This window comes from Chitinophagales bacterium (assembly GCA_016787225.1).
Classification (GTDB): domain Bacteria; phylum Bacteroidota; class Bacteroidia; order Chitinophagales; family JADJOU01; genus CHPMRC01.
Genome location: JAEUUY010000030.1, coordinates 95,626 through 122,568, shown reverse-complemented (window position 1 = coordinate 122,568; position 26,943 = coordinate 95,626). Strand labels below are relative to the sequence as shown.

The 26,943-nt window shown below is 33.9% G+C and carries 23 protein-coding genes and 1 tRNA gene; 19 read left to right on the top strand and 5 right to left on the bottom strand.

The genetic code is table 11. From position 1 onward, the window contains the following. Positions 1 to 113: 113 nt before the first annotated feature. The 5 genes from JNL75_12020 to JNL75_12000 all read right to left on the bottom strand — a co-directional run bounded on the left by JNL75_12020 (position 114) and on the right by JNL75_12000 (position 5,747). Complete coding sequence (locus JNL75_12020) at positions 114 to 2,225, bottom strand: SurA N-terminal domain-containing protein (GenBank protein MBL7790546.1); 2,112 nt, start codon at positions 2,223 to 2,225, stop codon at positions 114 to 116. Between the two features lie 142 nt (positions 2,226 to 2,367). After that, the gene (locus JNL75_12015) at positions 2,368 to 3,117 is read right to left on the bottom strand and encodes an aminotransferase class IV (protein ID MBL7790545.1); all 750 of its coding nucleotides are present in this window, start codon (positions 3,115 to 3,117) and stop codon (positions 2,368 to 2,370) included. Further along, positions 3,098 to 4,543 (bottom strand): O-antigen ligase family protein, encoded by a 1,446-nt coding sequence (locus JNL75_12010; GenBank protein ID MBL7790544.1) that lies wholly within the window; start codon positions 4,541 to 4,543, stop codon positions 3,098 to 3,100. Before JNL75_12010 ends, JNL75_12015 begins: the two co-directional genes overlap by 20 nt. 3 nt (positions 4,544 to 4,546) lie before the next feature. After that, positions 4,547 to 5,401, bottom strand: a complete 855-nt coding sequence (locus JNL75_12005) for a hypothetical protein (protein MBL7790543.1) — start codon at positions 5,399 to 5,401, stop codon at positions 4,547 to 4,549. A gap of 73 nt (positions 5,402 to 5,474) precedes the next feature. Continuing rightward, entirely contained in the window at positions 5,475 to 5,747 is a 273-nt protein-coding gene (locus tag JNL75_12000) for an MGMT family protein (GenBank protein ID MBL7790542.1), read from the bottom strand. Positions 5,748 to 5,877: 130 nt separating this feature from the next. On the opposite strand from JNL75_12000, the gene JNL75_11995 reads away from it, so the two are divergent. The 19 genes from JNL75_11995 to JNL75_11905 all read left to right on the top strand — a co-directional run bounded on the left by JNL75_11995 (position 5,878) and on the right by JNL75_11905 (position 26,864). Next, positions 5,878 to 6,510 (top strand): C40 family peptidase, encoded by a 633-nt coding sequence (locus tag JNL75_11995; GenBank protein ID MBL7790541.1) that lies wholly within the window; start codon positions 5,878 to 5,880, stop codon positions 6,508 to 6,510. A gap of 17 nt (positions 6,511 to 6,527) precedes the next feature. Further along, positions 6,528 to 7,259, top strand: coding sequence for a geranylgeranylglyceryl phosphate synthase family protein (locus tag JNL75_11990; protein ID MBL7790540.1), 732 nt, complete (start codon positions 6,528 to 6,530; stop codon positions 7,257 to 7,259). A gap of 38 nt (positions 7,260 to 7,297) precedes the next feature. Continuing rightward, positions 7,298 to 8,419: a hypothetical protein gene (locus tag JNL75_11985; protein ID MBL7790539.1), complete on the top strand. Its 1,122-nt coding sequence runs from the start codon at positions 7,298 to 7,300 to the stop codon at positions 8,417 to 8,419. A 5-nt stretch (positions 8,420 to 8,424) separates the two neighbouring features. Then, positions 8,425 to 8,733 carry a nucleotide pyrophosphohydrolase gene (locus JNL75_11980; protein ID MBL7790538.1) on the top strand — a complete coding sequence of 103 codons (309 nt, stop codon included), beginning with the start codon at positions 8,425 to 8,427 and terminating at the stop codon, positions 8,731 to 8,733. A gap of 96 nt (positions 8,734 to 8,829) precedes the next feature. After that, positions 8,830 to 10,776: an outer membrane beta-barrel protein gene (locus JNL75_11975; GenBank protein MBL7790537.1), complete on the top strand. Its 1,947-nt coding sequence runs from the start codon at positions 8,830 to 8,832 to the stop codon at positions 10,774 to 10,776. Positions 10,777 to 11,145: 369 nt separating this feature from the next. Beyond that, a complete protein-coding gene (locus JNL75_11970) occupies positions 11,146 to 13,191 on the top strand; it encodes a VWA domain-containing protein (protein ID MBL7790536.1) in 2,046 nt (681 codons plus the stop codon). A gap of 65 nt (positions 13,192 to 13,256) precedes the next feature. Next, positions 13,257 to 14,957: a hypothetical protein gene (locus tag JNL75_11965; GenBank protein MBL7790535.1), complete on the top strand. Its 1,701-nt coding sequence runs from the start codon at positions 13,257 to 13,259 to the stop codon at positions 14,955 to 14,957. Further along, on the top strand, positions 14,947 to 15,783 hold the full coding sequence (locus JNL75_11960) for a DUF4271 domain-containing protein (GenBank protein MBL7790534.1): 837 nt from the start codon (positions 14,947 to 14,949) through the stop codon (positions 15,781 to 15,783). Before JNL75_11965 ends, JNL75_11960 begins: the two co-directional genes overlap by 11 nt. Before the next feature lie 33 nt (positions 15,784 to 15,816). Then, complete coding sequence (locus JNL75_11955) at positions 15,817 to 16,164, top strand: hypothetical protein (GenBank protein ID MBL7790533.1); 348 nt, start codon at positions 15,817 to 15,819, stop codon at positions 16,162 to 16,164. 65 nt (positions 16,165 to 16,229) lie between these two features. Beyond that, positions 16,230 to 16,991, top strand: coding sequence for a uroporphyrinogen-III synthase (locus JNL75_11950; protein MBL7790532.1), 762 nt, complete (start codon positions 16,230 to 16,232; stop codon positions 16,989 to 16,991). Between the two features lie 144 nt (positions 16,992 to 17,135). After that, positions 17,136 to 18,407, top strand: coding sequence for an SUMF1/EgtB/PvdO family nonheme iron enzyme (locus JNL75_11945; protein MBL7790531.1), 1,272 nt, complete (start codon positions 17,136 to 17,138; stop codon positions 18,405 to 18,407). Between the two features lie 52 nt (positions 18,408 to 18,459). Further along, the gene (gene gldL, locus JNL75_11940) at positions 18,460 to 19,284 is read left to right on the top strand and encodes a gliding motility protein GldL (GenBank protein ID MBL7790530.1); all 825 of its coding nucleotides are present in this window, start codon (positions 18,460 to 18,462) and stop codon (positions 19,282 to 19,284) included. Positions 19,285 to 19,351: 67 nt separating this feature from the next. Beyond that, positions 19,352 to 20,956 (top strand): gliding motility protein GldM, encoded by a 1,605-nt coding sequence (gldM, locus tag JNL75_11935; GenBank protein ID MBL7790529.1) that lies wholly within the window; start codon positions 19,352 to 19,354, stop codon positions 20,954 to 20,956. A 26-nt stretch (positions 20,957 to 20,982) separates the two neighbouring features. Then, entirely contained in the window at positions 20,983 to 21,834 is an 852-nt protein-coding gene (gene gldN / locus JNL75_11930; GenBank protein ID MBL7790528.1) for a gliding motility protein GldN, read from the top strand. A 96-nt stretch (positions 21,835 to 21,930) separates the two neighbouring features. Then, positions 21,931 to 22,001: transfer RNA gene (locus JNL75_11925), tRNA-Gln, on the top strand. 54 nt (positions 22,002 to 22,055) lie between these two features. Then, positions 22,056 to 22,712: an HAD-IB family phosphatase gene (locus JNL75_11920; GenBank protein MBL7790527.1), complete on the top strand. Its 657-nt coding sequence runs from the start codon at positions 22,056 to 22,058 to the stop codon at positions 22,710 to 22,712. Beyond that, positions 22,702 to 23,772 (top strand): aminotransferase class V-fold PLP-dependent enzyme, encoded by a 1,071-nt coding sequence (locus JNL75_11915; protein MBL7790526.1) that lies wholly within the window; start codon positions 22,702 to 22,704, stop codon positions 23,770 to 23,772. Before JNL75_11920 ends, JNL75_11915 begins: the two co-directional genes overlap by 11 nt. Before the next feature lie 185 nt (positions 23,773 to 23,957). Next, positions 23,958 to 24,314, top strand: coding sequence for a winged helix DNA-binding protein (locus tag JNL75_11910; GenBank protein MBL7790525.1), 357 nt, complete (start codon positions 23,958 to 23,960; stop codon positions 24,312 to 24,314). A 162-nt stretch (positions 24,315 to 24,476) separates the two neighbouring features. Then, the gene (locus JNL75_11905; protein MBL7790524.1) at positions 24,477 to 26,864 is read left to right on the top strand and encodes an enoyl-CoA hydratase/isomerase family protein; all 2,388 of its coding nucleotides are present in this window, start codon (positions 24,477 to 24,479) and stop codon (positions 26,862 to 26,864) included. Positions 26,865 to 26,943 lie beyond the last annotated feature (79 nt).

Sequence of the window (26,943 nt, the reverse complement as noted above, 5' to 3'; positions counted from 1 at the left end):
TTACACTCAATAATTATTCATTTAAAAATTGCAAATATGTTTCCAATCTTATATTTCAAAAAAAAGACCACTGAATACAGTGGTCTTTTTTTTGAAATATTATAGAATATCTATTAGAATATATTAATTCTATTATCGTCTAATTTATATCTTCCTAATATGGCTTCGAATAATCCACGCACCTCTTTAAATCCTTGTCCTAATTGTGTTTTTGTTTGTAATTCTTCGGCAGGACCCATATTAGATGGATTGATTTTGGTATTCATAATTCTATATACCGCACCAGTACCTTTGATAGGTTTAGAAATTTGATTGAGATTGAGTCCAGATGCTACCGTTACAACGGAAGGCTCTGGTACATTTCCTAAAGTAGATTTTCCATAGGAGAAATTCATAGAAGTATCAACTTTCACTTTATTTTTAGCGGCAATTTCCTCTAAAGACTTTCCATTCATTTTCTCTGCGATCATTTTAAAAGCCTTCTCATTTTTTACTATTGGAGTAATATCTTCAATGATATCCTCCATTTGAATATCATCTCTAGATCTAGATCCTAAATGCCCACAATAAACATAATGGTTTCCAACTTGCATCATACTAGATACGTCTCCGCTTTCACCATTAAATGCCCATCGCACTATTTCTTTTACATTACCTTCAATTCCTTCAAGTGATTTTGTCTCTTTATTGACATACGTTGCTTTGAACTTTACATCTGGATTAGTTTTTGAAGCCTTTTCCATTTGTGTAGCATTTTTACACTTCTGAATAAATTGCATAGCTTTGCTTAGCGTAGCTTGCTGTGTCTCATTAGAAGGCACATATGGCATTGATATTTCCCCTAACTGCACTGCTGGAATCTTAGCAGGAAAATTCAATACCTTTACTATTTTGATAGCTCCTTCTCTTTGGAAAGCCATTCTAAAATGCTTAGTAGTAGCTCCATGCCAGAATACCTCTGGTTCTGTGATACTTTTATCAGCTCTTGCTAACCATATAGGAGCACCTTGACCTCTATCTGCTGAATATTTAGCAGCAACTTGATCAAAATCCATATTGAGAGTATCCACCATTTTGAAGATGCTATCTATTAGTTTGTATCGTTGCATCTGAGCTTCTTGTGTTTTAACGTCTTGGAATGAAATCGTTATAGCTTTTACTAAGACAGAGTCTGCAATATTTTTCTTTGCAAGAATGCGAAATGCCTTCACATCATTTTTATCTATATAAGGTCCGATAATGGATCTAGGAGCTGCGGAAAACATTTCTGAAATTTTCGGATGATCGCCGATCTGCTCTGCCGTGTACATCATAGGGTTATATCCTCCATTATCGCCATAAGCTCTGAAAAATGCAGTATCGTTTGTAGCTGTTCTCATCTCTTCGATTCTGGCATTGAATTTATTGAAAATCTCTGTGGAGTCAAATGAAGAAGGCTTTAGTTCAAATGAGGCTAATGCCACTTTTACGGTTGGCGTTAATGCAGTGAATTTATATTTATTTTTTTCGAAATAATCTTCCAATTCGTTATGCTCAACCTTTATCTTATCTACATCTACTGAAGTATAAGGAACAGCTACATATTTAATGTCTCGGCTTGTACCAAATAGTTTAATGTCATAATCGCTTTGCCATTTCGGAACATATAGCGCATTTTGAATAATCTGATTAAACTTATTGACCTTTCTGTTTTCCATTACCTCTTCAGCGAATGCATTCCATTGTTTTTCTCTTGTACCAGCAGGTGTACCAGGTTCATCTTGCTTAATAGTTTTGAGGAAATTTTCAAACAACATCGGATCGAATTGTCCCATTTGATTTTTAAAAGCAGGTATTTGCTGAAAAGCTGGGTCTATATTCTGACCTCTTGTAATTTCTAAAATTTCTTTTTCTGAAATAACGAGACCAAGTTTAGAAAGCATTTCGGTAATGGTATTCTTTTTAATGAAATTGGAGAAAATTTGATCTCTCAATTGCGTAGCTTCATCTTCTGTGAGGCTTTGCCCATTTTTTTGAAGCTTTAATTCTGCCTCTTTTTTGTCATATTCTTTTTTGTAATCATCATAGGACAAGGTTTCACCATTGACCTTGCCTATATAGTTGTTCCCTGCTGCTATGCTGTTTACCCCTGGACTAATATCCTGATATAGAAACGCAATAATACAGAAGGCAATGATTCCAAAAATAATATAAGCACGCTTTTGGATGGTCGAAATAACTTTCATATCTGTTTTTTTAATTTATGATGCAGAGCATCAGTACTTTAGTTTAATTAATTTATCCTTATAGTGAAATTTTACAGGAGCGCAAATATATGAGAAAAAAATTATATATGAATGATAAAGCCAGAGCAATTGTCTTGAGATACTATCTATCTGATAATCTATGTATTATAGTAGTCTCTATAGCCAAGTCCTTTTTTAAACGGTCTATTTGGCATGTGAGAAAGTCATTCGTATCAATTTGATATACACCGACAATTCCACGCACTGCACTTGTTACGAAGCACTCATTTATCAATTCTAATTCATTTAGATGTAAACATCTCTCCTGTATGTCTACCTTTGACATCAGATAACGACGAAACACCCCGTTCACTGCACCGGATTGTAGTGGAGGCGTATATATCTTTTCATCTATGATATAGAAAAAGTTGGATAGTGAGGTCTCTACTATTTCTCCATGTTCATTTATTAAAATGGACTGGGAGGCATTATTTTCAAAGGCGTGCGCTATAGAGTCTTTGTAAATCTTTGGATTTTCATATTTCCAAGCAGACTGTTTTTCAAGCGGTTTCAAGTAATGAGGATAAATCGACAATTTAATAGGTGGATATTGATTAAAAGAGTGGTTGAATATTATTTCCGATTCTATACAACTTATCCTTAGCCTAGATCCATCAATATTTAGTTTTAGTCTAAGTTTTTGTTCAGATCCTTCATGTAAGCTTGCTCTCAGCAGGCTTTCAAATTCTCCTAGACTCATTCGAAACTCAGAGCGATAATTGCTCGCAAGGTCTTCTATCCGCTTTAGGTGGAGATTGAGAAATGGGAACAGTCCTTTATAAAATAGAATAGACTCAAAAAAAATAGGAGAGCTAGGTGACATTTTCTTCACTAAACTGTTGTAGTTTGACTAATAGCGCTAGAAAAATAAAGTAAAGGGAACCGTTCTTGTTTGTTTCTATCAAATCATTAAAGAAAAGAATAATGAGAAAGATTCCCATAACAGCTGCTATGGATGCTATAAGCTGTCTTCTAAATTGGCATTCGGTTTGATGATAGACTTTCTGTATGAGATATAAAACAAAACCAATGAATAGTAAAAATAAGCTAAGTCCCACAAGCCCTTGTTCGGCTAATAATAGCCAAAAATAATTATGACACGAGAGGTTGAGGACATTATCACTCACCCACGTTTTAAAATACATGACCGAATAGGGTTTATAAGTGCTAGGGAAATTATTGGGTCCGTACCCTGCTATAGGCCTTTTTTGATACATGCGAAAGACACTAATCCACATATTGAGACGCTCCATACTCGAAGCATCTTTCCCGTAAAATGTAGAGACCAAATGATCCTTAAACTCATCGTGCATTACCGTAGTATTATAGTCTGGAGCTAATCTCAAATAAAGATAATCATATGAAAACACAAACAAAACGCTCGCTACTAATAGAACAGCCATAATATATCCCATCACTAATTTTCGTATTTTCAAAAGTAAAACAAATGCTAAGCCTCCTATTAGTGCCAGATAACAGGCGCGAGTATAGGAAAAGTATATCGCAATGATTAGGAAGGGTATGGAGCTAGTTAATAAAATCCGAATGAGGGATCCCTTTTTATACCAATTTCTTGCGGCATAGACCATAGGAAGCATTAGGGTCATGGTTGTTGCATAAATGACATGGTTATCATAAAAAGGGAGAGAATATTGGTTTGTAAATTCAAAACTAAAACCTCCCAAAACCGTGCGAGCAAAACTATATAGTGATGTAATCAAAACTGGCGTATAAACAACCCAAAAGATTTTTTTAATATCTTCTTTGGATCGAATCATATAATACGTAAATATGAAAAATGAGGTGATATACCAGACTTTGGCCAATACGAATTTAATCGATATAAGAACTTGAACTGCCTGGAGTGTGGCTATTATGGACCATACCCACGTAGCTATTATTCCCCAGAAAATTTTATGATTCCATAGGTAACTTAAGTACTGAGGTCTATACACAATCCACATAATCCAGAATATAGCTGTGAGACCGATACTAATGAACTCTGTAGGGAAGTCAGTTGACAACTTTTTATTGAAATCTAAGGTAATCGAACATGCTATACTAAATAATAGAACCCAATATAATAATCGAAAATGATAAAGGAGGATGACTAGAAACCCTATAAAAAATGGCAAAGCAATTAACCAATATTTTTCTAAACGAATTGAGGAGATTAAGAAAAAAGTAAATAAAACAAACAGACTATTTAAAATAGTCTTTTCAGGTATGGTTTTGAGACTATGAATTAGTCTATCCAAAGCTTATAATGATTTTCGAATATAAGTAATCTGACTCACGACTACAGCGCTTAGCAGAGAGAAAAAGAATCCACCAACGACAGATAAAATAACTATGAGCCAGCGAATTGGTTTAGATTTTTTTTCTGCAGGGGCAGCTTTTTCCAATATTGTAATTGAAGAAAACTTGTCATTATTCGAAACTTTATATTGTGTCAAAGCTTCACTTAATTGTTTGATTTCAGATTTCAAGTTTTCTTTATTAACAGGGTCAGTGACTGAGGTTAGTTCTGTGTTTTTATTTTTTAATTCTGATTCTAGCATTTTTATAATTTTCGCCTTGCCTTCTGTTACTGGCTTTGTAGCTATTTCATCTATTTTAAGAGCAATATCATTGACCATTTCGGCGCACTTTTCTTTATCTGTATCTATAAGGGTTATTTCTATAGCATCTTTGTCATTTTTCAAGGCATGGTAATTATCAAGAAAGTCTTCCTTGACTTTTGTATAGAGATATTTCTCATCTTTAGAATAGTTATAGTGTGTTTTTAAATCATATTTATTGATGATGTAGTCTATTACTTCAGAAGAATTAGCTACTTGTAATATTCTACTGGCATCATATTTATTTCCAAAATAGGAAAACTCTGCTTGACCTTGTTGCTGACCAAATATAATATTTCTATCTGCCATAGTCATGCTGATAGGATATAAAATGGTTCTAGATTTAAAATACTCTGGCAATAAATAAGATGCAGTAATCGATATTATAGCGCACAGAATGGTAAAATAGAGGATTTGTTTCTTATATTGATTCCAGATTCGAAATAAATCGATCAACTGATAGTCGTGTAGTGGTTTTAGATGGGTAGCTTGCATTGACTTTTTATTAAATGTATAGGAAACGAAAATAGAGCAATATTATTTGGAGCAAGATAAATTTCTATTTGCTTTATATCAATTCTATATTAGGATCCCAAAATTTAGACTTAAAATCTTGGATGGCATTATTTATGATTTGAATTCCTTCTGATTCTAAAAGCTCTTGCATCCTAGTTTCTGATCCAAAATGGTGTTTTCCTGTCAAAATCCCGTTTCTATTAACCACTCTATGAGCAGGCAAATTGGGGTGAGACTTATGGCTTTCATTCATGGCATAACCTACTAGTCTAGAGCTATTTGTGGCGCCTAGTGCATTGGCTATACTTCCATAAGAAGTGACCATACCATGCGGTATTTTAGCTACTATTTCATATACATTTTGAAAAAAAATAGACTGCTTGAGTTTTTTATCTATATTTTTGGCGCTCGTTTTGATATTTTTATTTTTTTAAACCCCACAAAAATAACAAAATATGACTAAAACACTTGTCTTAGGTTTAATTACTTTCCTTTCTGTGTCCTTATATTCACAGTCTAGTCTTTATTATAATCCTAATGAACAAGTTGATAAAGATTGTGACAATTCTCTGATTACAACATTTTCTAAGTATTTTGCAAAGAAAGAAGAGCCAAAGAAAGAAACTTCAAAATCGAGCTCATTCACTGCTATGGCATCTGATTTTTATTCGAATACTGTAGATAACGTAATATCTGTTGGTAAAACATTTCTAGGTATCCCTTATAGATGGGGTGGTACTACTGAAAATGGTTTTGATTGCAGTGGATTTATTCGTCATATATTCGATTGGTTTGGAATTAGATTGCCAAGGACTTCTAGGGAAATGGCCCATGTAGGCTCATATGTAAGTAGAAGTGAGCTTCAAAAAGGTGATCTTATATTTTTTTCAGGCAGAAATATGAATAATGGCGTTATTGGTCACATAGGCATAGTTGTAGAGGTAACTAATGAAGCTGTTAAAATGATGCATTCTTCTTCATCAAAAGGTGTGCATATTGAAGAACTCGATAAGAGCGAGTATTTTAGTAAGCGTTATATGACCGCACGACGACTGCCATTGAATGAAATGCAGTCTAATAAAAATTAAGATTCCTAGATTTCTTTATGTTTAGTATTGACAAGTTGAAAGGGTCAAAAGCTTTAGCTTTGCTTCTAGATCCTGATAAAACTGTCATTGATGATTCTTGGCTGGAAATTATAAGAGAAGCCAATCCAGATTTAATTTTATTAGGTGGTAGTCAGCCTTTTGATTATCATTTGTTGGATAGTATGGTTGATAAGCTAAAAGCAAATCTAACTATTCCCTTAGTAGGATTCCCAGGAACGGTTGATCAAATTCACCCAAAATATGATGCTCTGCTAGCACTATCTGTAGTGCAAAGTAGTGATGCAAACTATATTTTTTCACCTCTTTTTAAAGCAGCTAAAATCATAGATGAGCTAAATCTATCTACTTATTATACGCCTTATCTTATTATAGGTAGTTCAGGAGAAACTGCGGTTGAAAAGGCTTTGGAGAACAAAATTTCCATCATTGACAATGAGACCGTTCTAAAGTCATATCTTCTAGGTTTGAAAATTCTTAATCCTATATGTCTGTATCTTGAGGCTGGCAGCGGATCTAAATATGTTATAAATTCTGAATACGTAAAACAAACTAGAAACCTCTTGTTGGACACTTATTTATTCGCAGGAGGCGGAGTGCGCAATATTAAACAGGCAGAGGAGATATGGACTTCTGGTGCAGACTGTCTAGTCGTAGGAAATTGGGTAGAAGATTGTCCAAGTGCTCTGATAAATCTTGCAAATAGCAGGAATATACTCAATGGAAGATAGAACTAAATCCAGACATATTTTGTATTTAATGGGATTTTATGATTTATAGAGTTTACAAAACTATTGAAGAAGTAGGCGAAGCTAATTGGGATAGCATGGTTTCTAAGCGGTTTTTTCTTTCCTATCATTATTTAAAAACATTGGAGCTCGCATGTCAGCAAATCAATTATCGGTATGTATTAGTTTATGACGATAACAACGAATTCGTTGGTTTGTTTTATTTTCAAATTATTCCATTTAGCGGGGAGGCATTGCGCAATTATTTGCCAACATCAAATTCTATATTCAAGAATCTATATGAAAATACATTGGCTAAGGTTCGTACAGACTTATTGGTATTAGGAAATGTCATTTTTACTTGTGAGAATGGAGTTTTGATTGATAGTAAATATACCTCAAACGCTGAAAGTTTGGTATTGGATACTATCGAGGAGGTAAAAATTTCTTTAGAAAGAAAGCCATTAGGTACTATGATTTCCGAAAATATCAAATCAATTTCTACCGCCTTATTTTGTCCTAAAAAATTTCACACTTTTCATGTGGAAGACCGAATGGAGCTTAGTCTTGCAGGAATGAATTCATTTGACGACTACCTCAACAAAATGCATTCAAAATACCGATTAAGAGTCCGCAAAGTAATAGAATCGAATAAGGAAACAAGCGTAATAGAAATTGATAAGAACAATTTTTCTCAATATAGAACTCAAATAGAATCATTATTCCTAAGTGTTTTAAATAACTCGAAATTTAAACTGACTACTATTTCAGTCGACTATTTTTATGAATTTCTTAAAAATGTGAATCGGTTTAAGATGAAAGGCATATTAATGAACAATAAATTAGTAGGGTTTGTCACATATTTTCAGTTGGATACAATAATTGAAGTTCACTATGCCGGACTAGACTACTTTTATAATCAAACATATAAAACATATAATTTTATTTTGATACTAATGATTCAGCAAGCCTTTCAAAGTAATCTGAACAAAGTATGCTTTGGTCGTACTGCTCAAGAGTTAAAGAGTACTCTAGGAGCAGAGCCCTACTCTACATTAAGTTCACTAAGAATTAATCACCTTTTTCTTAATCTCTTTACTCCTATCTTTCTCGGTAGAATGATTCCCGATAAGTGGACACCCCGATCACCTTTTAAATCATAAATGAAATGACTATAACTGAGGCACAAAAACAAGTCAATGAATGGATTATTAATTATGGTGGTGGGTATTTTGATATTTTGACCAATACTACTATTTTGATGGAGGAGGTTGGTGAGCTAGCACGAGTAGTTTCTAGAACAGAGGGCATGCAAAAAAAGAAAGAGAATGAAATTTTAGATTTTGGCGAGGAACTCGCAGATATCCTTTGGGTAATACTGTGTCTTGCAAATCAAAAAGACGTAGATTTAACAGAAGAGTTGCGTAAAAGTTTTGTTAAAAAAACAAAAAGAGATGCGAAAAGGTTTACTGACTAGGCTTTTAGAGTGTAAAAAAAAAATCATTTTTATAAAATAAGTCTATCTTTGCAGCGAAAATTGAAAAAGAAAAAATTTTAAATTAAATATTTCAGTATGAAAAAAGCATTTTTACTTCTAACATTAACTGCAGCTTCTGTCGCAGCTATAGCGCAGACAGCGAGCAATCGTTGGAACATTGGGGCCGGTATTGGTTTCACAGATTTCGTAAACCCTATCAACAAGCAATTTTTGATGGTAGACAAGTGGAGAGGAAACGCTAACCTTAACATTCAAAGATACCTAGGAAAATCATTCGATGGTAGATTGAATGTAATGTTTGGTGAGGCTTTCTATCCAGTAGTTACAACAAATGGATTAATAACAAATACAAACCAAACAGTTCCTACTAATTTTAATACTGCTCAAAAAGGTCAAATGAGATATGAAAATTCATCTTTCTTTGATGGTGGTTTAAACTTAGTATATAAACTAGCAAATGGATATATCTTAAAGGAAAATTCTTTTATCCAGCCTTATTTGTTTTCAGGTGTGGGTATAAACTCTATCAACAAGATAGGAACTCAAAATGGTTCTAATATTGGTGGTGCAGGATCTGATCAAATCAATCCTTATATACCTGTTGGTTTAGGTTTTGGTTTTAATTTGAGTGAAAAATGGAACGCTGCTGCTGAGTATGGTTATAAAGTTGCCCTTGGTGAGGCATATAGCTATGGTAGCTCTGCGGTAAGAATCGGTTATAACTTCGGTGGTGGTGCTGCTGCTGCTCCTGCTGCTGGTGCTGCTAGTCAGGAAGAATCGGCTATTAATGCTAACTGGTGCAACAATCATAGCTGGAAAATTGGCGTTGGTGCTAATTTCAATAGCTTTGAGGCTGTTCAAAGAGCTCAGAACTTTATTTTAGAAGATTATACTACTTCTCTTGGAATCAATTTAACAAAGTATGTTTCTAGATTCTTCGATGTAAGAGCTGGTTTAGGTTTTGGTAATGTATTTTACCCAATCCAAAGAGGTGCTAGTCAGCCTCATGATGGTGATAACTGGAGAGGTACTACAGGTGGTACATCATATGGCAATGCTCAAATGATTGACTTCAACTTACAGCCGGTATTCAAATTTGCTAACGGTAGCTGGTTAAAGGAAAATGCAATATTTGCTCCTTATGTATACGCAGGTCCTGGTGTTAATTACATAACTTCTATTGGAAACTGGAATGCTGCTCCTACAGCTGCAAATGCTGATCAAAAAACTTATGGTACTGATGATGTGAATTTTCATATAGCTTCTGGTCTTGGATTTAACTTCAGAACTTCTGACAGATTCTCTGTTCAGGTAGAGGGAGGAAGAAATTGGAAGCTAGACAATAGCTACTCTTATAATCAAGCTGCTATTAGAGGTGTTTATGCTCTTGGTAGTTGTGCTGGTTCTGCACCAGTAGCTCCTAAAGCTTCAACAGATGCTCCTAAGGTAGTTGATTCTGATGGTGATGGTATTCCTGATCTTACAGATGAGTGTCCTTATGTACCTGGTAAGCCTGAAATGTTTGGTTGTCCAGATTCTGATAATGATGGAATTGGAGATTCAAGAGATAAGTGTCCATTTGAAGCTGGACCTGCTTCAAATAATGGATGTCCTGAGGTAGCAAAAGTAGATCCAGTTGTTCCAACAGAAACTACTACTAACAATAATACCACAGCGACTACTAATAATACAAAAACTGGTAAAACTAAGAACGTTGTAGGTAATTATGAAATATTCTTTACAGGATGTAATACATTATCTCCAGGTCAGGTAGAAACATTGCAGCAAATAGCTACTATGCTTAAGTCTAACCCTAACTATACTGTAGAAATAGGAGGTAACACTTCTAAAGGTGGATCTAAGTCATGTGCTCTACAAAGAGCTCAAAAAGTGGCTCAATTGTTAAGAATGAAAGGTGTTAATGTTAGCTCTGCTAAAGTAACTTCTTATGGCGATTCTCGACCTAAATACAATAGTGGTCAAGACAATAGAGCAGATGTTCAAATCTACACTTTTGAATAATATCATATTTTAACTGAAATAATTAAAGCCGCTCTTCTTGAGCGGCTTTTTTTTTATCTTTTAAACTTCACTTTTTATAAAAGCGCCTTCGATTTCATTTAATACCAACGTGATTTATATCTAATGCCAATAGATATAAATCTTATTCCGCACGTGTGGAAGTAAATACCGAAAATTTGAACAAATAGAACAATCGAGAGAAACGAATATGGGACTATATTGTTTTTCACTTCGGTATAAAACGGCTTTTTTTTAATTGATGTATTGAAATAGTTCAAACAGACATTGTTTGTTTCTGAATTGACGTAGAGAAAATATATGTACATTTGTAGGATATAGGTTTTTGTGATACAGATTGAAAATTATTTTTTGTTCTTTTTATTTGCGCTTTTCGCAATTTTCGCTAGTTTTTATTTTATAAGAAAACTACCATTAAATAATACTTGGTTAAGATACATAATAGGAGGTCTTCGTTTTTTATCTCTATTCACCTTGTTAGTTCTATTATTATCTCCTATTTTAAAATGTACCAAGTCTAAGACTATAAAACCAAAAATTGTTTTACTATTCGACAATTCGCGCTCTATTAGGAATGCTGGTCCTGATTATATTAAGGAAGTAAAAGGTATTCGAGAACTTCTCAATAAAGGAGATTACGACATAGAAGTTCGAATTTTTGATAAGAAATTGGCGTCAATTGATTCTCTTGATTTATCTGGTAATCGCACCAATATATATTCTGCATTGAATGAAACGATATCTTCAAACCTAGACGCTAATCTCAATAGAATTATATTAATAACTGATGGTAATTATAATGAAGGTAATAATCCAGCATTTGTGACTAATTTAGGTATGATTCCTATCGATGTTGTATTAGTAGGAGATACCGCAAGAGTTAGCGATTATAAAATTGAGAGTATAGAGTATAATAATCTCATGCTGCAAGATGAAATCAATCCCTTAAACATAGCAGTTTCTGCCTATTTAACCTCTTCTACTAAAGCAAAAATTATACTTGAAGAATTGACATCAACTGGGTATAGACTTATAAACCAAACCGTAGTCAGTAATACGAAGAATAATTTCAGTCAAAGTATCCAATTTAAATTATCTGGATTCAGCAAAGGAAAACACAATTATAGAGTTTCAATTGTTTCAAATTTAAAGGAGAAAAACCTAGCGAACAATAGTCGAGAATTTTCAATAGATGTGATAGATGGTACTAAACAAATAGACGTATTAGCTAGTTTCCCGCATCCAGATTTATCTGCTTTGAAATCTTGGTTAGCTGCTAATAAAAGCTTTAAAGTGAATTTGAACATTTCGGAAACAAATCTTTCCTTCTCAGATAAAGCTGATTTAATTGTACTTTATCAATTGCCAAATCAATTTAACAATGGAAGATTACTATTTGAAAAAGCTAAGGCTGCAGGAAAGTCGGTTTTGTTTGTTTTAGGGACAAAGAGTGATTTTTCAGCATATAATCAGCTTCAGGAATGCTATAAAGTAAATGTCATGGGAAATGTTTTGCAGGATTATGGCAATCGACCAAATTTAAGCTTTTCTAAATTCTATTTAAATGAAGCCTTTAGTGGAGATTTTCAAACTTATCCCCCTCTATCTAATTATTTATTGACTATAGAATCTAAAGCGAATGCTAGTCATATGCTTTTATCTAAATTAGGTAGAGTCGATTCTGATCAACCTTTAATATCATTTTCTTATCAAGATAATATTCAAGTAGGTCTAATCGCAGCAGAGAATATTTGGAAATGGAGAGTTAGTAATTATCAAACTAAAAAGAATTTTGGAGAAACTCAAGACCTCATCGATAAGATAGTGAATTATCTAGCCATTAAGAAAGACAAAAAACAATTGACAGTAAATTTGTCAAATGAAAATTTGGTGGAAGGAGATAACTTTTCTATTAATGCGAATACTTATAACGAGCTTTATCAGCCTAGTAAAGCAGAAAAGGTGCAGTGCATTATTACCGGAGGTGACCTAGGAAAAAAATCGTATGAAATGCTTCCGAGTGCAAATTCATATTCACTCAGCCCAAAGGATCTGAAAGCTGGGCGATACATGTATGAAATTTTAGCAGTTATCGGCGGAAAGTTGTCGAAACATGAGGGGAGTTTTTCAATCATGAAGAATGATTTAGAAGATGCTTATACTGCCTCCAATTATGAAGATATGTATGCTTTAACCATGAAAACCGGGGGAGAATTTTATTTGTGGAAGAATAGAATGAATATTATGAATAGTATAGAAGAGGCGGCGAATAGCAAAGTGAAACTCGTAAAGGAAACAAAGCAATTAAAAGCCAATGATATGTTGTTTCTGTTAATATTTATATTATTAGCATTGTCTGCAGAATGGCTCCTTAGGAAATATTTTGGTTTAAACTAAGTTATATAAGGTAATTACCAAAAGAAAATAATTGAGGTTTATAGCTGACAATTTGTTCTTTTAATATGAAGATTCTGGTTATTGTAGGTCTAACAGCGCTCTATGTTTGTAATATAGCATATGGTCAAGGGATTCAGGCATTAGATACATTGACAACGATTGAATTTAAAGGTACTCTCGATGAAAAACTGATAAATCAAAGAAAAAATTTGATTCGCAAAGGATATTTATTTGCTTCTTTAGATTCAATAGATAAGCAAAATGATAGCCTATCAAATTGGAAATTAGTTCCCAATCGTCAGTTTGACAGTCTCATTTTGGAAATAGCCATCGAAGGAACCCAGGTTGAATGGCACAAAATCAAGGGGCATTCTTTTGTGTCGCTTCAGTATAAGCTAGATTATCTGTTAAATGCTCAAATCCAAAAAGGATATTTAAGAGCAAGCTATAAGTTTGACACTATTAAAATTTTAAATAGAAAGGTAATAATAAGTTATGATTTTAATTTAAACAAAAAGTACGCTATTGATTCGGTTCGAATTCATCGAAGTTCAAACTCCTTCAATATACAATTTGTCCAGAATTATATCAACCGGTATTTTAAAGATCGAAATAGTTTTGATTGGAAAGCAGTTGTTAATCAATTACGGTATTTCGATTTTTTGGAGTTAGAAAAAAATCCTGATTTTACTATTCTAGATTCTACTGCTATTTTAAATTTATACCTACAAGAGAGAAAACTGAATCAGGTCAACGCCATCTTAGGAATACTATCTAATGCTTATAACACAGAACAAGTTGAATTTACAGGTGATGTCAAACTATCATTTGTAAACCTGTTTAAAAGAGGAATAGCATTTCAATTGAACTGGCAGAAGAACCTAGATAATAGCCAGTTTCTATATTCTAAAATTAATGTTCCCTTTGTATTAAATACGAAATTAGGAGTTGGAGGTCTTTTTAATATTGAAAAATTCGATACATCCTTTCTTCGTGTTCAGTACCAATTAGGCCTAAACTACCATATACAATCAAATCAGATGGTTACTTTTTATTTTAGAAGGAATATTAGTACAATAACTGGGTTTAGCCAAAATGAGGTATTGAATGGAAAATTACCCGCTCATTTAGATTTTAGTACAAGTGAAATAGGACTAGGCTATAGTTTATATAAGCTCAATAGACCATTATTTACAAGAAAAGGGTGGTCTCTCGAAACTAGTTTTATGGCAGGAAATAAATCAACTTTTATAAACTCTAAAATAGGGGAGTTGAGAAATACTAATGGTGAATCTCTAGCAAAGCTGTATCAAGGAATTCCTCTTTCTCAACTTACATTCTCTCTTATGGTTGATTTAAATAAGTATACATCAATAGGTGGAGATTTTGTGCTAAAGACTAGACTTGATTCTAAATTTTGGTTATCTGAAACTATTAGCACTGGTGAAATGCACTATATTGGTGGAAACAAATTGCCGCGCGGATTCGATGATAATAGTTTTATCGTTCCATGGTATGTTAGTTTTAGCAATGAACTACAATATTATCTTTCAGAATATTTTTATTCTAATATTTTTGTCGACGTGGCTACCTTGAAAAATCGTTTAAATAATGAAGTAGTTTCACCTATAGGTCTAGGTGTAGGATTATCATTTAAGGCATCTGATAACATTTTCCGAATTAATATTGGAACAGGATATTTGGGGGAATCAAAGTTTTCATTAGGAAGCATGAAGGTACATTTAAGTTATGCAAGTGTTTTCTAGACTTCTCATACTATTTTTACTTATACACAATACAGATAATCTATTTGCGATCCAAGATGTATTGCTTCAAAGGATTTATAAGTATAATAATCTAGAAGGAAAAAGGGTAGTGGTAGATTCAAGTCGGGTCTTATATAATTTAACATTTCATGACCAAGATGTAGTTTGTAATAGAAGTGTTCAAATAATCCAGAGTCGAGGTACTCCAATATATAATTTTTCTTTTTTTTATTTACTCATTGCACTTTTCTTTTTTTCAATGATTCGATACCTAGCAGGAATTAGTTATAGAGAGCTTTTATCGAGTTTTTTTTCTTTAAAGTATCGCGAAGCATATCCCAGTAGTTTTTTTAAAAACTTACTTTTATTTTCTACATTTATTCTATTATTTAGTTTTTTCCTTTTTCAATTAATCGTAAAAAATTCAGTCAATAGTTATTCCAATTTTTCGTATTTCAAAATTCTATTTTCTTGTATAATTTTACTATTGTATAAGTATGTTTTGTTTCATTTTATATCCTATGTTTTTAATTTTATGAATAAAATTTCTGAAGTGCGTTATATAATTTTTGATTTTATGTATATTTTTGTGTTCATAAGTTTACCACTTATTTTTATCGCATCATTAATGAACCCACATGTTTCAAATTCTATACTGATAAGCATTCTAGCGATTTTTATTTTACTTTATTTATTTATTTATTTTAAAATTTTCAGTTTAAACCTCCACTTATTAACACGCAATGTTTTTAAAGGAGCGATTTATTTTTATATAGTTGAAATTATTCCAATACTTTTGCTTCTAAAGTATTTAAAACTTTTATAGTTTGATTTATTTTTAACTTTAAAAAAATTAACAATGGCTAAAACAGTTAAAAAAACAACAGCAAAAGCAACAGTAAAAAAAGCAGCTCCTAAAAAAGCAGCAGCAAAAAAGACAGTTGCAAAAAAAGCAGCAGCTCCTAAAAAAGCAGTAGCTAAAAAGACAGTTGCAAAAAAAGCAGCAGCTCCTAAAAAAGCAGTAGCTAAAAAGACAGTTGCAAAAAAAGCAGCAGCTCCTAAAAAAGCAGCAGCAAAAAAGACAGTTGCAAAAAAAGTAGCAGCTCCTAAAAAAGCAGCAGCAAAAAAGACAGTTGCAAAAAAAGCAGCAGCTCCTAAAAAAGCAGCAGCAAAAAAAGCAGCTCCTAAAAAAAAAGTAAGCAAGTAAAAGAAGATTCTAAAGTAGCATCTTCTAATAAAGTTGTATTAGAAGATGCTACTCCGGAATCGAAAATGCCAAAGAGCATAAAACGTATTCTTGTATCCCAACAAGAACCTCAAGGAGAGAGATCTCCTTACCATGAAGTTAGTAAAAAGCATAATTTTAAAGTCGACTTCATTCCTTTCTTAAACGTTGAAAGTATAACATTAAGAGAGTTTCGAAAATTCAAGATAAATATTCCTGATTATACATCTGTAATTTTTAATAGTAAAAATGCCATTGACTATTTTTTTAAATTATGTGACGAGATAAGACATAAAATGCCGCAAGAGGCAAAGTATTTTTGTTCTTCAGAACAAATTGCTTTTTATCTTCAAAAATATATTCAATATAGAAAGCGAAAAGTTGTCTATGCAAATGGAACACTAGTTGACTTTCAAAATATCCTTTTAAAACATAAAACTTCCGAAAAATTAATAATGCCTTGTTCTTCTATCGGAGTTGGTCAGTTATCTTTATTTTTAAAGAATAATAAATTTGATTTTACAGAAGCAGTTATGTATAAAATGGTACCAAATCTTGAAGTCAAAAAACGCAACTTTGATTATGATTTGGTAGCTTTCTTTAATATTGAAGGAGTAAAGGCTTTTTTCACCCTCTTCCCAGATTTTAAAAAAGGAAAAACTATTATTGGAGCTTTCGGAGATGCTACTCAGAAAGAGTTAGAAAAAAGGGGTTATAAAGTTTTAGTTAAAGCACCACAAGGAGAAATAAAATCAATGGTAATGGCTATTGAGCAATTATTTAAAGACAATCCGAGTTTATCAAGATAGCTTTTAAGATGTTGATAATCATTAAATAATGAATTTATTGCAAAATATTGAAAAAAAATTAAAATAAAAATCCTTATATTTGCGTTATGAACAAAAGTTTGTGGAAACCGCAGACTTATAAATTTTAAAGAAAATCAAATCTAAATGAAAAGATTAAGTTTTTTAAAGCTTGCGTTATGCGCAATTAGTTTCGGCAGTTTATTTGTATCCTGCGGAGGAGGCAGTTCTAATGGGCAGCTGACAGGTGTTATGCACAGACCGAGTTGGCGTACCGAAATACCGTATGGTATGACTACAGTACCTACTGGCACATTAGTATTGGGATCGAGCGACCAAGATGTCACTTTTGAACTCACTGCTCGTCCTCGTCAAGTCACTATTGGAGGTTTTTATATGGACGAAACTGAAATCACCAATAATGAATATCGTCAGTTTGTGCAATATGTTATCGATTCAACTGCTAGAACCATTCTTCAGATGTTTGTTCAGAACAACAATGCTGAAGAAGTCACTGCTGGAAATCCACCTATTGATTGGAAAAAGAAGATAAACTATAAAGATCCTGAAGTAAATAATCAATTGAGTGCAATGTTACTTCCGCAGGATCAGTGGATAAATGGTAAAAAAGAATACGATATATCAAAGCTAGTATACAAGTATGATTATTTATCATATAAATCTGCTGCTGGTTCAAAGAATAGTAGAAATAAGGATAGAAGACAACATGTAAAGCAAAAGTCGATTGCTGTATATCCGGATACTCTTGTATGGACAAGAGATTTTACATACTCTTACAACGAACCATTCACTAGGAACTATTATTCACATCCAGCTTTTGATAATTATCCTTTAGTTGGAGTTACTTGGGATCAGGCTAATGCGTTTAGCTATTGGAGAACGCATATGTGGAATCAGTATAGAGTTTCAAGAGGTAGACCAGAGGTAGAAGTATTTAGATTACCAACTGAGTTCGAATGGGAGTATGCCGCCAGAGGTGGTAAGAAAAATACTCCTTACCCATGGGGTGGACCGTATACTAGAAATCATAAAGGTTGCTTATTAGCAAACTTTAAACCTACACGTGGCAATTATCAAGAGGATGGAGGCTTTAAAACGGTTAGAGTTGATTCTTATTTCCCAAATGATTATGGACTCTATAATATGGCCGGAAATGTTTCAGAATGGACAATATCTGCATACTATGAGAATACCTATTCTTTTGTGCATGATCATAATCCTGATATCAAGTATGACCATACTAAATTAGATAATGAGAGTATGAAGCGAAAAGTGATAAGAGGTGGTTCTTGGAAGGACGTCGCTTTCTTTATTCAAAATGGTACAAGAATATATGAATATGCTGACTCTGCAAAGTCATATGTAGGATTTAGATGTATTACATCAATGTTGAAATAATATTAATAATAACTAATTATAAATAAACTAATAAATTAAATAATAAAGTAAAATGGCAAAAAAAGTTGGCGGATTTAAGAAAATTATAGCAATGGCTTATGGAATTGGTGCTGCTATTGTGATTTTAGGTGCCTTGTTTAAAATCATGCACTGGCCTGGTGCTAATGAAATGCTTATTGCAGGAATGGGTACAGAGGTACTTATATTTTTAATCTCCGCTTTTGAGCCTACCTTTGAAGACTATCAGTGGGAAAGAGTATATCCTCATCTTATGGATGAGAATTCTATTGAAGTTTTTAAAGGCGAGGGTGGCTATGGAGAAGGTGGTGGTGCCTATGGTGGTGGTGCCTCTGCTGGAGGGTCACTAATGGCTTTAGATAATGCTTTATCTAAAGGGAACTTTGATAATGATATGCTATCTAGATTGGGAGAAAATTTAGAAAAATTGAGTAATAATATCAGTTCTATGAATAGCGTAGCAGATGTAGCCAACGCAACAGAAGGCTATAGTGAAGCGGCTCGTAATGCTTCTTCTTCTCTAGCTTCTCTGCAGACAGTCTTTGAGAAAAGTGCGGAAAATGCTAAAAGTTTAGCTATTTCTACTGCAGGTACACAAGAATATCAAGAACAAATTCAACTAGTTACCAAAAATTTAACCCAGCTAAATTCTATATATCAGATAGAATTGCAGGATGCAAATAATCATATTAGAAATCTAAATAGATTTGTAGGTAACCTTTCAGAGGCTATGGAGAGTTTAGAATCTACAAAGAATGATGCCTTGAATCTAAAAGACAATATGAATGCCCTTTCTAAAAGCCTAAGTTCATTGAATAACATATATGGCGGAATGCTTACAGCTATGCGTACAGCATAAATTTATTCAGTGGGATAATTTTTTGAAATAATATTTATTAACTAGGTAAAAAGAAAAATAATAAGAAATGGCAGGAGGTAAGCTATCACCACGTCAGAAGATGATCAACATGATGTATCTTGTATTGACTGCTCTTTTGGCGATGAATGTGTCGGCAGAAATTTTAAATGCTTTTAAAACTGTAAATAGGAGTCTAGGTAAGTCTATTGAAGTTCTTAATGGTAAAAATAAAGAAACTTACGCAATTCTTGATGCTGCAATGAAGGATAATAATCAAGCGGCGAAAGCAGCGATTTGGAAACCTATAGCAGATCAGATTAAAACTAAATCCGATAATTTATATAGTTATATCGAAGGGTTAAAAGAAGATTTAAAAAAAGCTGCAGATAAAAAAATTGTTGATGGAGAGGAACAATTTAAAGAAGGAGATCAAGATGTAGCTACAGGTTTGTTTATCGAACCGCAAACAGGTGGAGAAAAGAGAGGTAAGGAATTGTATGATAAAATGGAAAGTTATAAAAAAGAAGTTATTGCTATACTTAGGACGGCCAATGTCGATGCAAATGTGAAAGATAGGGTAATGAATGAAATATCTGCTATTGAGAAAAATTTACCTGTAAACTTATTTATCCCTGAAAGAGATAAATATGGACAGAAATATGAGCAAAATTTTAAGGGTTGGACAAAGAGCAATTTCTATCAGACACCTGCAATAGCTGCGATCACTATTCTGACAAAGTTACAAAATGATATAAAGAATACAGAGGGAGAAATTTCAAATTATTGCGCAAATCAGCTTGGTAAAGTTGTTGTCGAATATGATCAATTTGCAGCTGTAGCATCAGCAAATACAACTTATTGTATGCCTGGGGAAGAGATAGAGATTACCGCTGGGGTAGGGGCATTTAATGATAAATTAAAGCCTACTATTACAATAGGTGGAGCTACTATACCTCTTAATACGGAAGGTGTTGCGATTAAAAAGATGACAGCTGGAGGTTCAAACACATATAATGTTCCCGTAAACATCAGCTTTACAACACCTCAGGGTGAGAAGAAAAGTGTAAATAAGACAATTACATATACTGTAGGCCAGCCTTCTGGTGCAGCGCTAATGCTGGATAAAATGAATGTATTCTATATAGGTCTTGACAATCCGATTACAGTTTCTTCAGGAACAGGTGATGAGAAAACCAAATTAGCTGCTAGTGGTGGGGGCGTTACGCTCACAAGGTCTGCTCCTGGTAAGTATATCGTGAGAGCCACTACAGTTGGAGAATCTACTATTACTGTTTCGGATGGTAAACAAAATACACCATTTAAATTTAGAGTTAAAAGAGTTCCTGACCCTGTAACAACCATAGGGGGAACAATAAAGGGTGGAAAAATACCTAAAGGTACATTACAAGTTCAACAAGGTGTAAAGGCTATACTTGAAAATTTTGATTTTGATGCGAAATTTACAGTAAATAGTTTTGATTTCACCTATGTGCCAAAAAATGGTGATCTTAGGGAAGGAAAGTGCCAAGGAGATAGATTTAGTCAAGATTGGACAAGTGCTGTAAATGCTTGTAAACCTAATGATGTGTTTTTAATAGAAAATGTAAAAGTAACAGGACCAGATGGATCGCAGAGAAAGATTACTGGTTTGTCTGTTCAAATTAGAATGTAATCGTTAACAATTAAACTCTTATAAATATGAAAAAGTTATTGTTTGTATGTTTCTCATTGTTTTTAAGTTTGTCTTATGCACAGACCGAAGGAGGAGCAGAGACTGCTCCACTCGATGAGTTGGAAGAAAAGCTTGATGGGGCCTATGAAAAGGTTACCTTAAAAGAACGTGAAATAATTGCCTATGACCATTTAAGAGAAGCTGATATTAAATGGAAAAAGAGAGTTTGGAGGGTTTTAGATTTCCAAGAAAAGTTAAACCTGCCATTCGCTCATCCTAAAATGGGTCTGGTAAATATCATACATGAAGCAGCTAAAAAAGGCGAAATTGAAGTATATGCAGCCTCAGATGCTGGCGAAGTATTTAAGGAGCCTATGAATGTGCAAGATGTTGCTCAAATAGGTGCTTCAGTTGATACGGTTTCAAGGATTAATTTTGAAACAGGTGTAGAGGAAAGAGTAGTAACAGCTAATACCTTTAATCCAGAAACTGTTAAGAAGCTTAGAATTAAAGAAGATTGGCTATTTGATATTGAGACTTCTACCATGTTAGTTAGAATATTAGGAATGAGTTTCATGCGTGAAAAATATAATGAAAATGGAGATTATGTAGGTGATATTCCTATGTATTGGGTTTATTATCCAGATGTCAGGAAAATTCTTGCGACCAATCAAGTATATAACATTAAAAATGATGCCAATACCACAAGTTGGGAGGATATTTTCGAAATGAGATACTTCAATAGCTACATTATGAAGGAATCCAATGTTTTTGATAGAAGAATAGATGCCTATGCCACGAATCTAGATTTATTGTACGAATCGGATAGAATTCACAATGAAATCAGAGATAAGGAGAGTGATTTTTGGGAGTATTAAAATTTATCTTTAATTATTCAAATGCACTGCTTTGGCGGTGCATTTTTTTTTTATGGCTTGATGCATTTTATATATATTTGCACTCCATTTTTATAGTGACCCATGGTGTAACGGTAGCACTACAGATTTTGGTTCTGTCTGTTAAGGTTCGAATCCTTATGGGTCAACATTTTTAAAGACTGCTTTGATAGCAGTCTTTTTTTTATGCTTATCTTTGAAAGGTGAATTTAATTTTTGATTTTGATAGTACTTTGATTCGAGCCGAAGGTTTAGACATTTTAGCAGAAATTTGTTGTGGAGAGGATCCTAGTAGAATCGTCAAAATTCGGAGTATAACTAATAAAGGAATGATGGGTCATATCACTATGCAGGCTTCGTTGCAGTCACGTTTGGCTATTCTTCATGCCCAAAAGAAAGATATCGCTTTACTTATCGAACAGCTATTTTCGCTTATTTCACCTAGTATTGAAGCGATAAAAGACCATCTTAAGACCTCACGGCAGAATATGTATGTCTTGTCTGGTGGATTCATAGAGTATGTTGCTCCTATATGTGAATACATCGGCTTTGCAAAAGAGAACATTATAGCGAATCGTTTTGTATATTATGGAGAAGAAATTGCAGGGTTCGATGAGAAAATACTTGTGTCTCAGACTCTAGGAAAGCCGAGAGTAATTAAAAGCCTAAATCTTGAAAAACCTGTTTATATTGTTGGTGATGGCTATACAGATTTGGAAGTAAAATTAGAAGGTGCTGCCAATTATTTTCTAGCTTTTACGGAAACAATTTATAGAGAAAACGTAGTAAAACAAGCAGATGCCGAATGTAAAAATTTCAATGAAGTAGTAGATTTTATTCAAAGACATCATGAAACCTAATACACGATATTTCACGGTCGGTCCAGCAGCTATTTATCCTAGTGTAGGTCAATGGACTCAAGATTTTTTTGATTTAGGACTAGGCTCTATCTATCATAGAAGTTCCGATTTTCAGAATATCTATAAGAATTTAGACCATGAACTTCGTCATTTGATGAATATTCCATCAACTCATGCCATTTTCATAGCTAGTTCGGGTTCTGAAATCATGGAACGAATACTACAAAATTGTGTTCAAAATTCTAGTTTCCATTTTGTCAATGGCTCCTTCTCTAAGAAGTTCTTTGATTATGCTTTGCGCTTAGGTATCCATGCTTATAAGGTGGAAGTTCCCTTCGGAGAAGGATTTTCATCGCTTCCAATTATATCTGCAGAGACAGAATTAATCTGTATGACCCACAATGAGACGAGCACAGGCATCAAGACGTCCGAAGAATTTATTCATCAAGTAAAGATACGTTATCCTAATATGATACTAGCTGTGGATACCGTAAGCTCTGCACCATTGGTACAGCTTGACTTTTCATTGGTAGATATTTGTTTTTTCTCTAGTCAAAAAGCTTTTGGTTTACCTGCGGGTTTAGGCATATTTATTATTAATAAATACCTAGCGAAGCAGCTAGCCGAACGAAAATTAAATTTAGGTAAAGGAGCTCATAATACCTTGGCTGACTATTTGACTAATTATGAGAATTTTCAAACACCTTCTACGCCGAATATTTTAGGAGTTTACTTGATATCCAAAGTGGCGGAGTCTTTGAATAAAATTGGAAGAGAACAACTCGTCTTAGAGTTGATGAATAAAAAGGAGAGATTGCATAAGATTTTTACTAACAATCAATATCTTAAACTTATCAATTCAGATAAATTTGGCTCTGATACTGTTATAGTAACAGAATTCATAAAGAAAAAGTCCCAGGTGTTACAGCATTTAGAGCGTCATTATATTAAGCCAAGTTCGGGATATAGTCCTTATAAAGAAACCCAACTTCGCTTCTCCAATTTCCCTGCAAATAGTATGGAAGATATCGCCTATTTAGAAAGCGTGCTAGGCGTATAAGCCTTAATAACCCGCGATTTAACAATATTTAATAAATAATGTATGCATAATATATGCATGCATAAGAAAATTGTCTTATCTTTGTATTAATGAATAATAAGGTAACTATTGACTATCTTTTACGTACTACATGGAATGCAGTAGCCAAGATGTACAACGAACAAGCGTCAAACTTTGATGCCACGATGGTTACCGCGTTTACACTGTTATCTATTGATCCTAAAGAAGGCTCGCTCAGTATGAGTTTAGGTCCAAAGATGGGTATAGAGCCGACGAGTCTTTCACGAACCTTAATAAAACTAGAAAATGAAGGACTAATTAGAAGAGAGGGCAGTAAAAAAGATAGACGTAGTGTGATAATTAAGCTCACAGAAAAAGGTTTGAAAATGCGTGACCTCTCTAAAAAACATGTCTTAGATTTTCAGCAACGAGTCAATGATGCCCTCACCAATGAAGAAATGAATGTACTCGTGTCCGCATTAAACAAAATACAAGCGTTGGCGCAGGAGAAATTGGAAGACGATGTTGATGAGATAATTTGAAAATGATAGTTTTATGTGTTATCTTGGGTTATGAGTCCATGTGATAATTTAATAATGTGATGATGAGATAATTTGAAAAAAATCACTTTTAACTGACTACTGCGACTAAACACAATAAAAATTATCAACTAAATAAACTAATAACTATAAACTAAAAACGGTATGTCTCGTTCGATTAAAAAAGTTGCTGTATTAGGTTCAGGTGTTATGGGCTCAAGAATAGCCTGTCATTTTGCAAATGTAGGTCTGCAAGTATTATTGCTGGATATAGTTCCAGCTGACTTGAAAGAAGAAGATAAAAAAAATCCTGCCAAGCGCAATGCTCTGGTAAATGGAGCACTTCAAGCAGCTTTGAAATCTAATCCATCTCCTATTTATAAATTTTCATTTGCTTCGAGAATTAAAACTGGAAATTTTGAAGACAACCTCGCCGAAATTAAAGATTGCGATTGGGTCATAGAAGCTGTAGTAGAGCGGTTGGATATCAAACAACAATTATTTGAAAAAGTAGAGCAACATAGAAAGTTAGGAACCCTTATTACATCAAATACTTCGGGTATTCCTATCAATATGCTGATTCAAGGTCGCAGCGATGACTTTAAAAAATATTTTTGTGGAACACATTTTTTCAATCCACCTCGATATCTAAGATTATTTGAAATCATTCCATCCGCACATACAGACAAAGAAGTTATTCAATTTTTTGAATATTATGCGGATAAATTTTTAGGTAAAACTCCTGTTCTGTGTAAAGATACGCCAGCATTTATAGCGAATAGAGTCGGAGTATTTTCTATGGCGGCAATTTTCAAATTGCAACAAGAAATGGGGCTTTCCGTATCAGAAATAGACTCTCTGACAGGTCCATTAATAGGAAAACCTAAGTCTGCAACATTTAGAACCGCAGATGTAGTAGGTCTGGATACACTTATCAAAGTAGCAAAAGGTGTTTATGAATATTGTCCCAATGATTCAGCCAGAGACACCTTCCAAGTGCCCAACTATGTGCTAAAAATGGAAGAAAACAAATGGCTAGGAGATAAGACAGGACAAGGTTTTTATAAGAAGACAACAATTGATGGCAAGAAAGTCATTTTAGAGTTAGACCTCAATACTTTGGAATATAAAGCAAGTGAGAAGACTAAATTTGCTTCAGTAGGCGAAGCCAAATTAGTAGACTCCTTGCGTGCTCGATTGAAAATACTCGCCAAAGGAAAAGATAAAGCTGCTGAATTTCTCAATAAACTGAACTATGCTATCTTTGAATATGTATCGCATCGGATTCCGGAGATTTCAGATGAACTCTATCGAATAGACGATGCCATGAAGACAGGCTTCGGATGGGATATCGGACCTTTCGAGCATTGGGATATATTGGGTATGGAAAGTGTGTTGGCACTGATGAAAGAAATGGGTCATCAACCTGCCTCGTGGGTAGAAGAAATGGTAGCAAATGGTCATACCTCATTTTATAAAATAGAAAATGGTGTACAGTATTATTATGACATAGCTAATAAGTCTTATCAAATAGTTCCAGGTCGAGAAAGTTTCATAATCTTAGATCATAAGCGAGGTCAAACTCCTATTTTTAAAAATACAGGATGCACCGTGCATGATATAGGTGATGGAGTAATGTGTGTAGAGTTTCAGACCAAGATGAATACGATAGGTGGAGAGGTTTTAGAAGGAATTAATAAAGCTATTGATATCGCCGAGACTCAGGGATGGAAAGGAGTAGTATTGGGAAATAATGCCCCTAATTTCTCCGCAGGAGCTAATCTAGCAATGGTATTGATGCAGGCTGTAGAGCAAGAGTGGGATGAGTTAAATTTTGCCATTCGTTATTTTCAGAATACCGTTATGCGTCTGCGCTATAGTTCTATCCCTGTGGTCGCTGCACCACATGGCTTGACACTCGGTGGTGGTTGTGAAATGTCTATGCATACCGATGCCTGTGCCGCAGCGGCAGAGACCTATATTGGTCTAGTCGAAGTAGGCGTTGGCGTCATCCCGGGTGGAGGTGGTACGAAAGAATTTGCATTAAGATTGTCGGATAGTTTTGGTGCTGAAGACACTTGGATTCCAAAATTAAGTGAGCGCTTCACCGCAATAGCTACCGCCAAAACAGCTACCTCAGCCTATGAAGCATTTGATATAGGAATCTTTGATGCGAGGAAAGACTTTGTCGTCATCAATCCGGATAGAGCCATAGCTGCTGCGAAAGAAAAAGCCTTGGAGCTATATGACGCGGGCTATACAAAACCCATGATGCGAGAAGATATTTTGGTCTTGGGACGAACAGGATTGGCAGCTCTCTATGCGGGTATAGCCTCATTTCAAGTAGGAAGATATGCCAGCGAACACGATGCACTCATTTCTAAAAAACTAGCCTATGTATTGTGCGGTGGAGATTTATCCGAGCCAACACGAGTGAGTGAACAATATCTTTTGGATTTGGAAAGAGAAGCATTTTTATCCCTCTGTGGTGAGAAAAAAACCTTGGAAAGAATGCAGAGTATATTGACATCAGGAAAACCATTACGTAATTAATGTTGAATGTTTAATTCTTAATTTTTAATACAAGCAAAGAATAAATATTCAAAATTTAAAATTCATAATTCAAAATTGA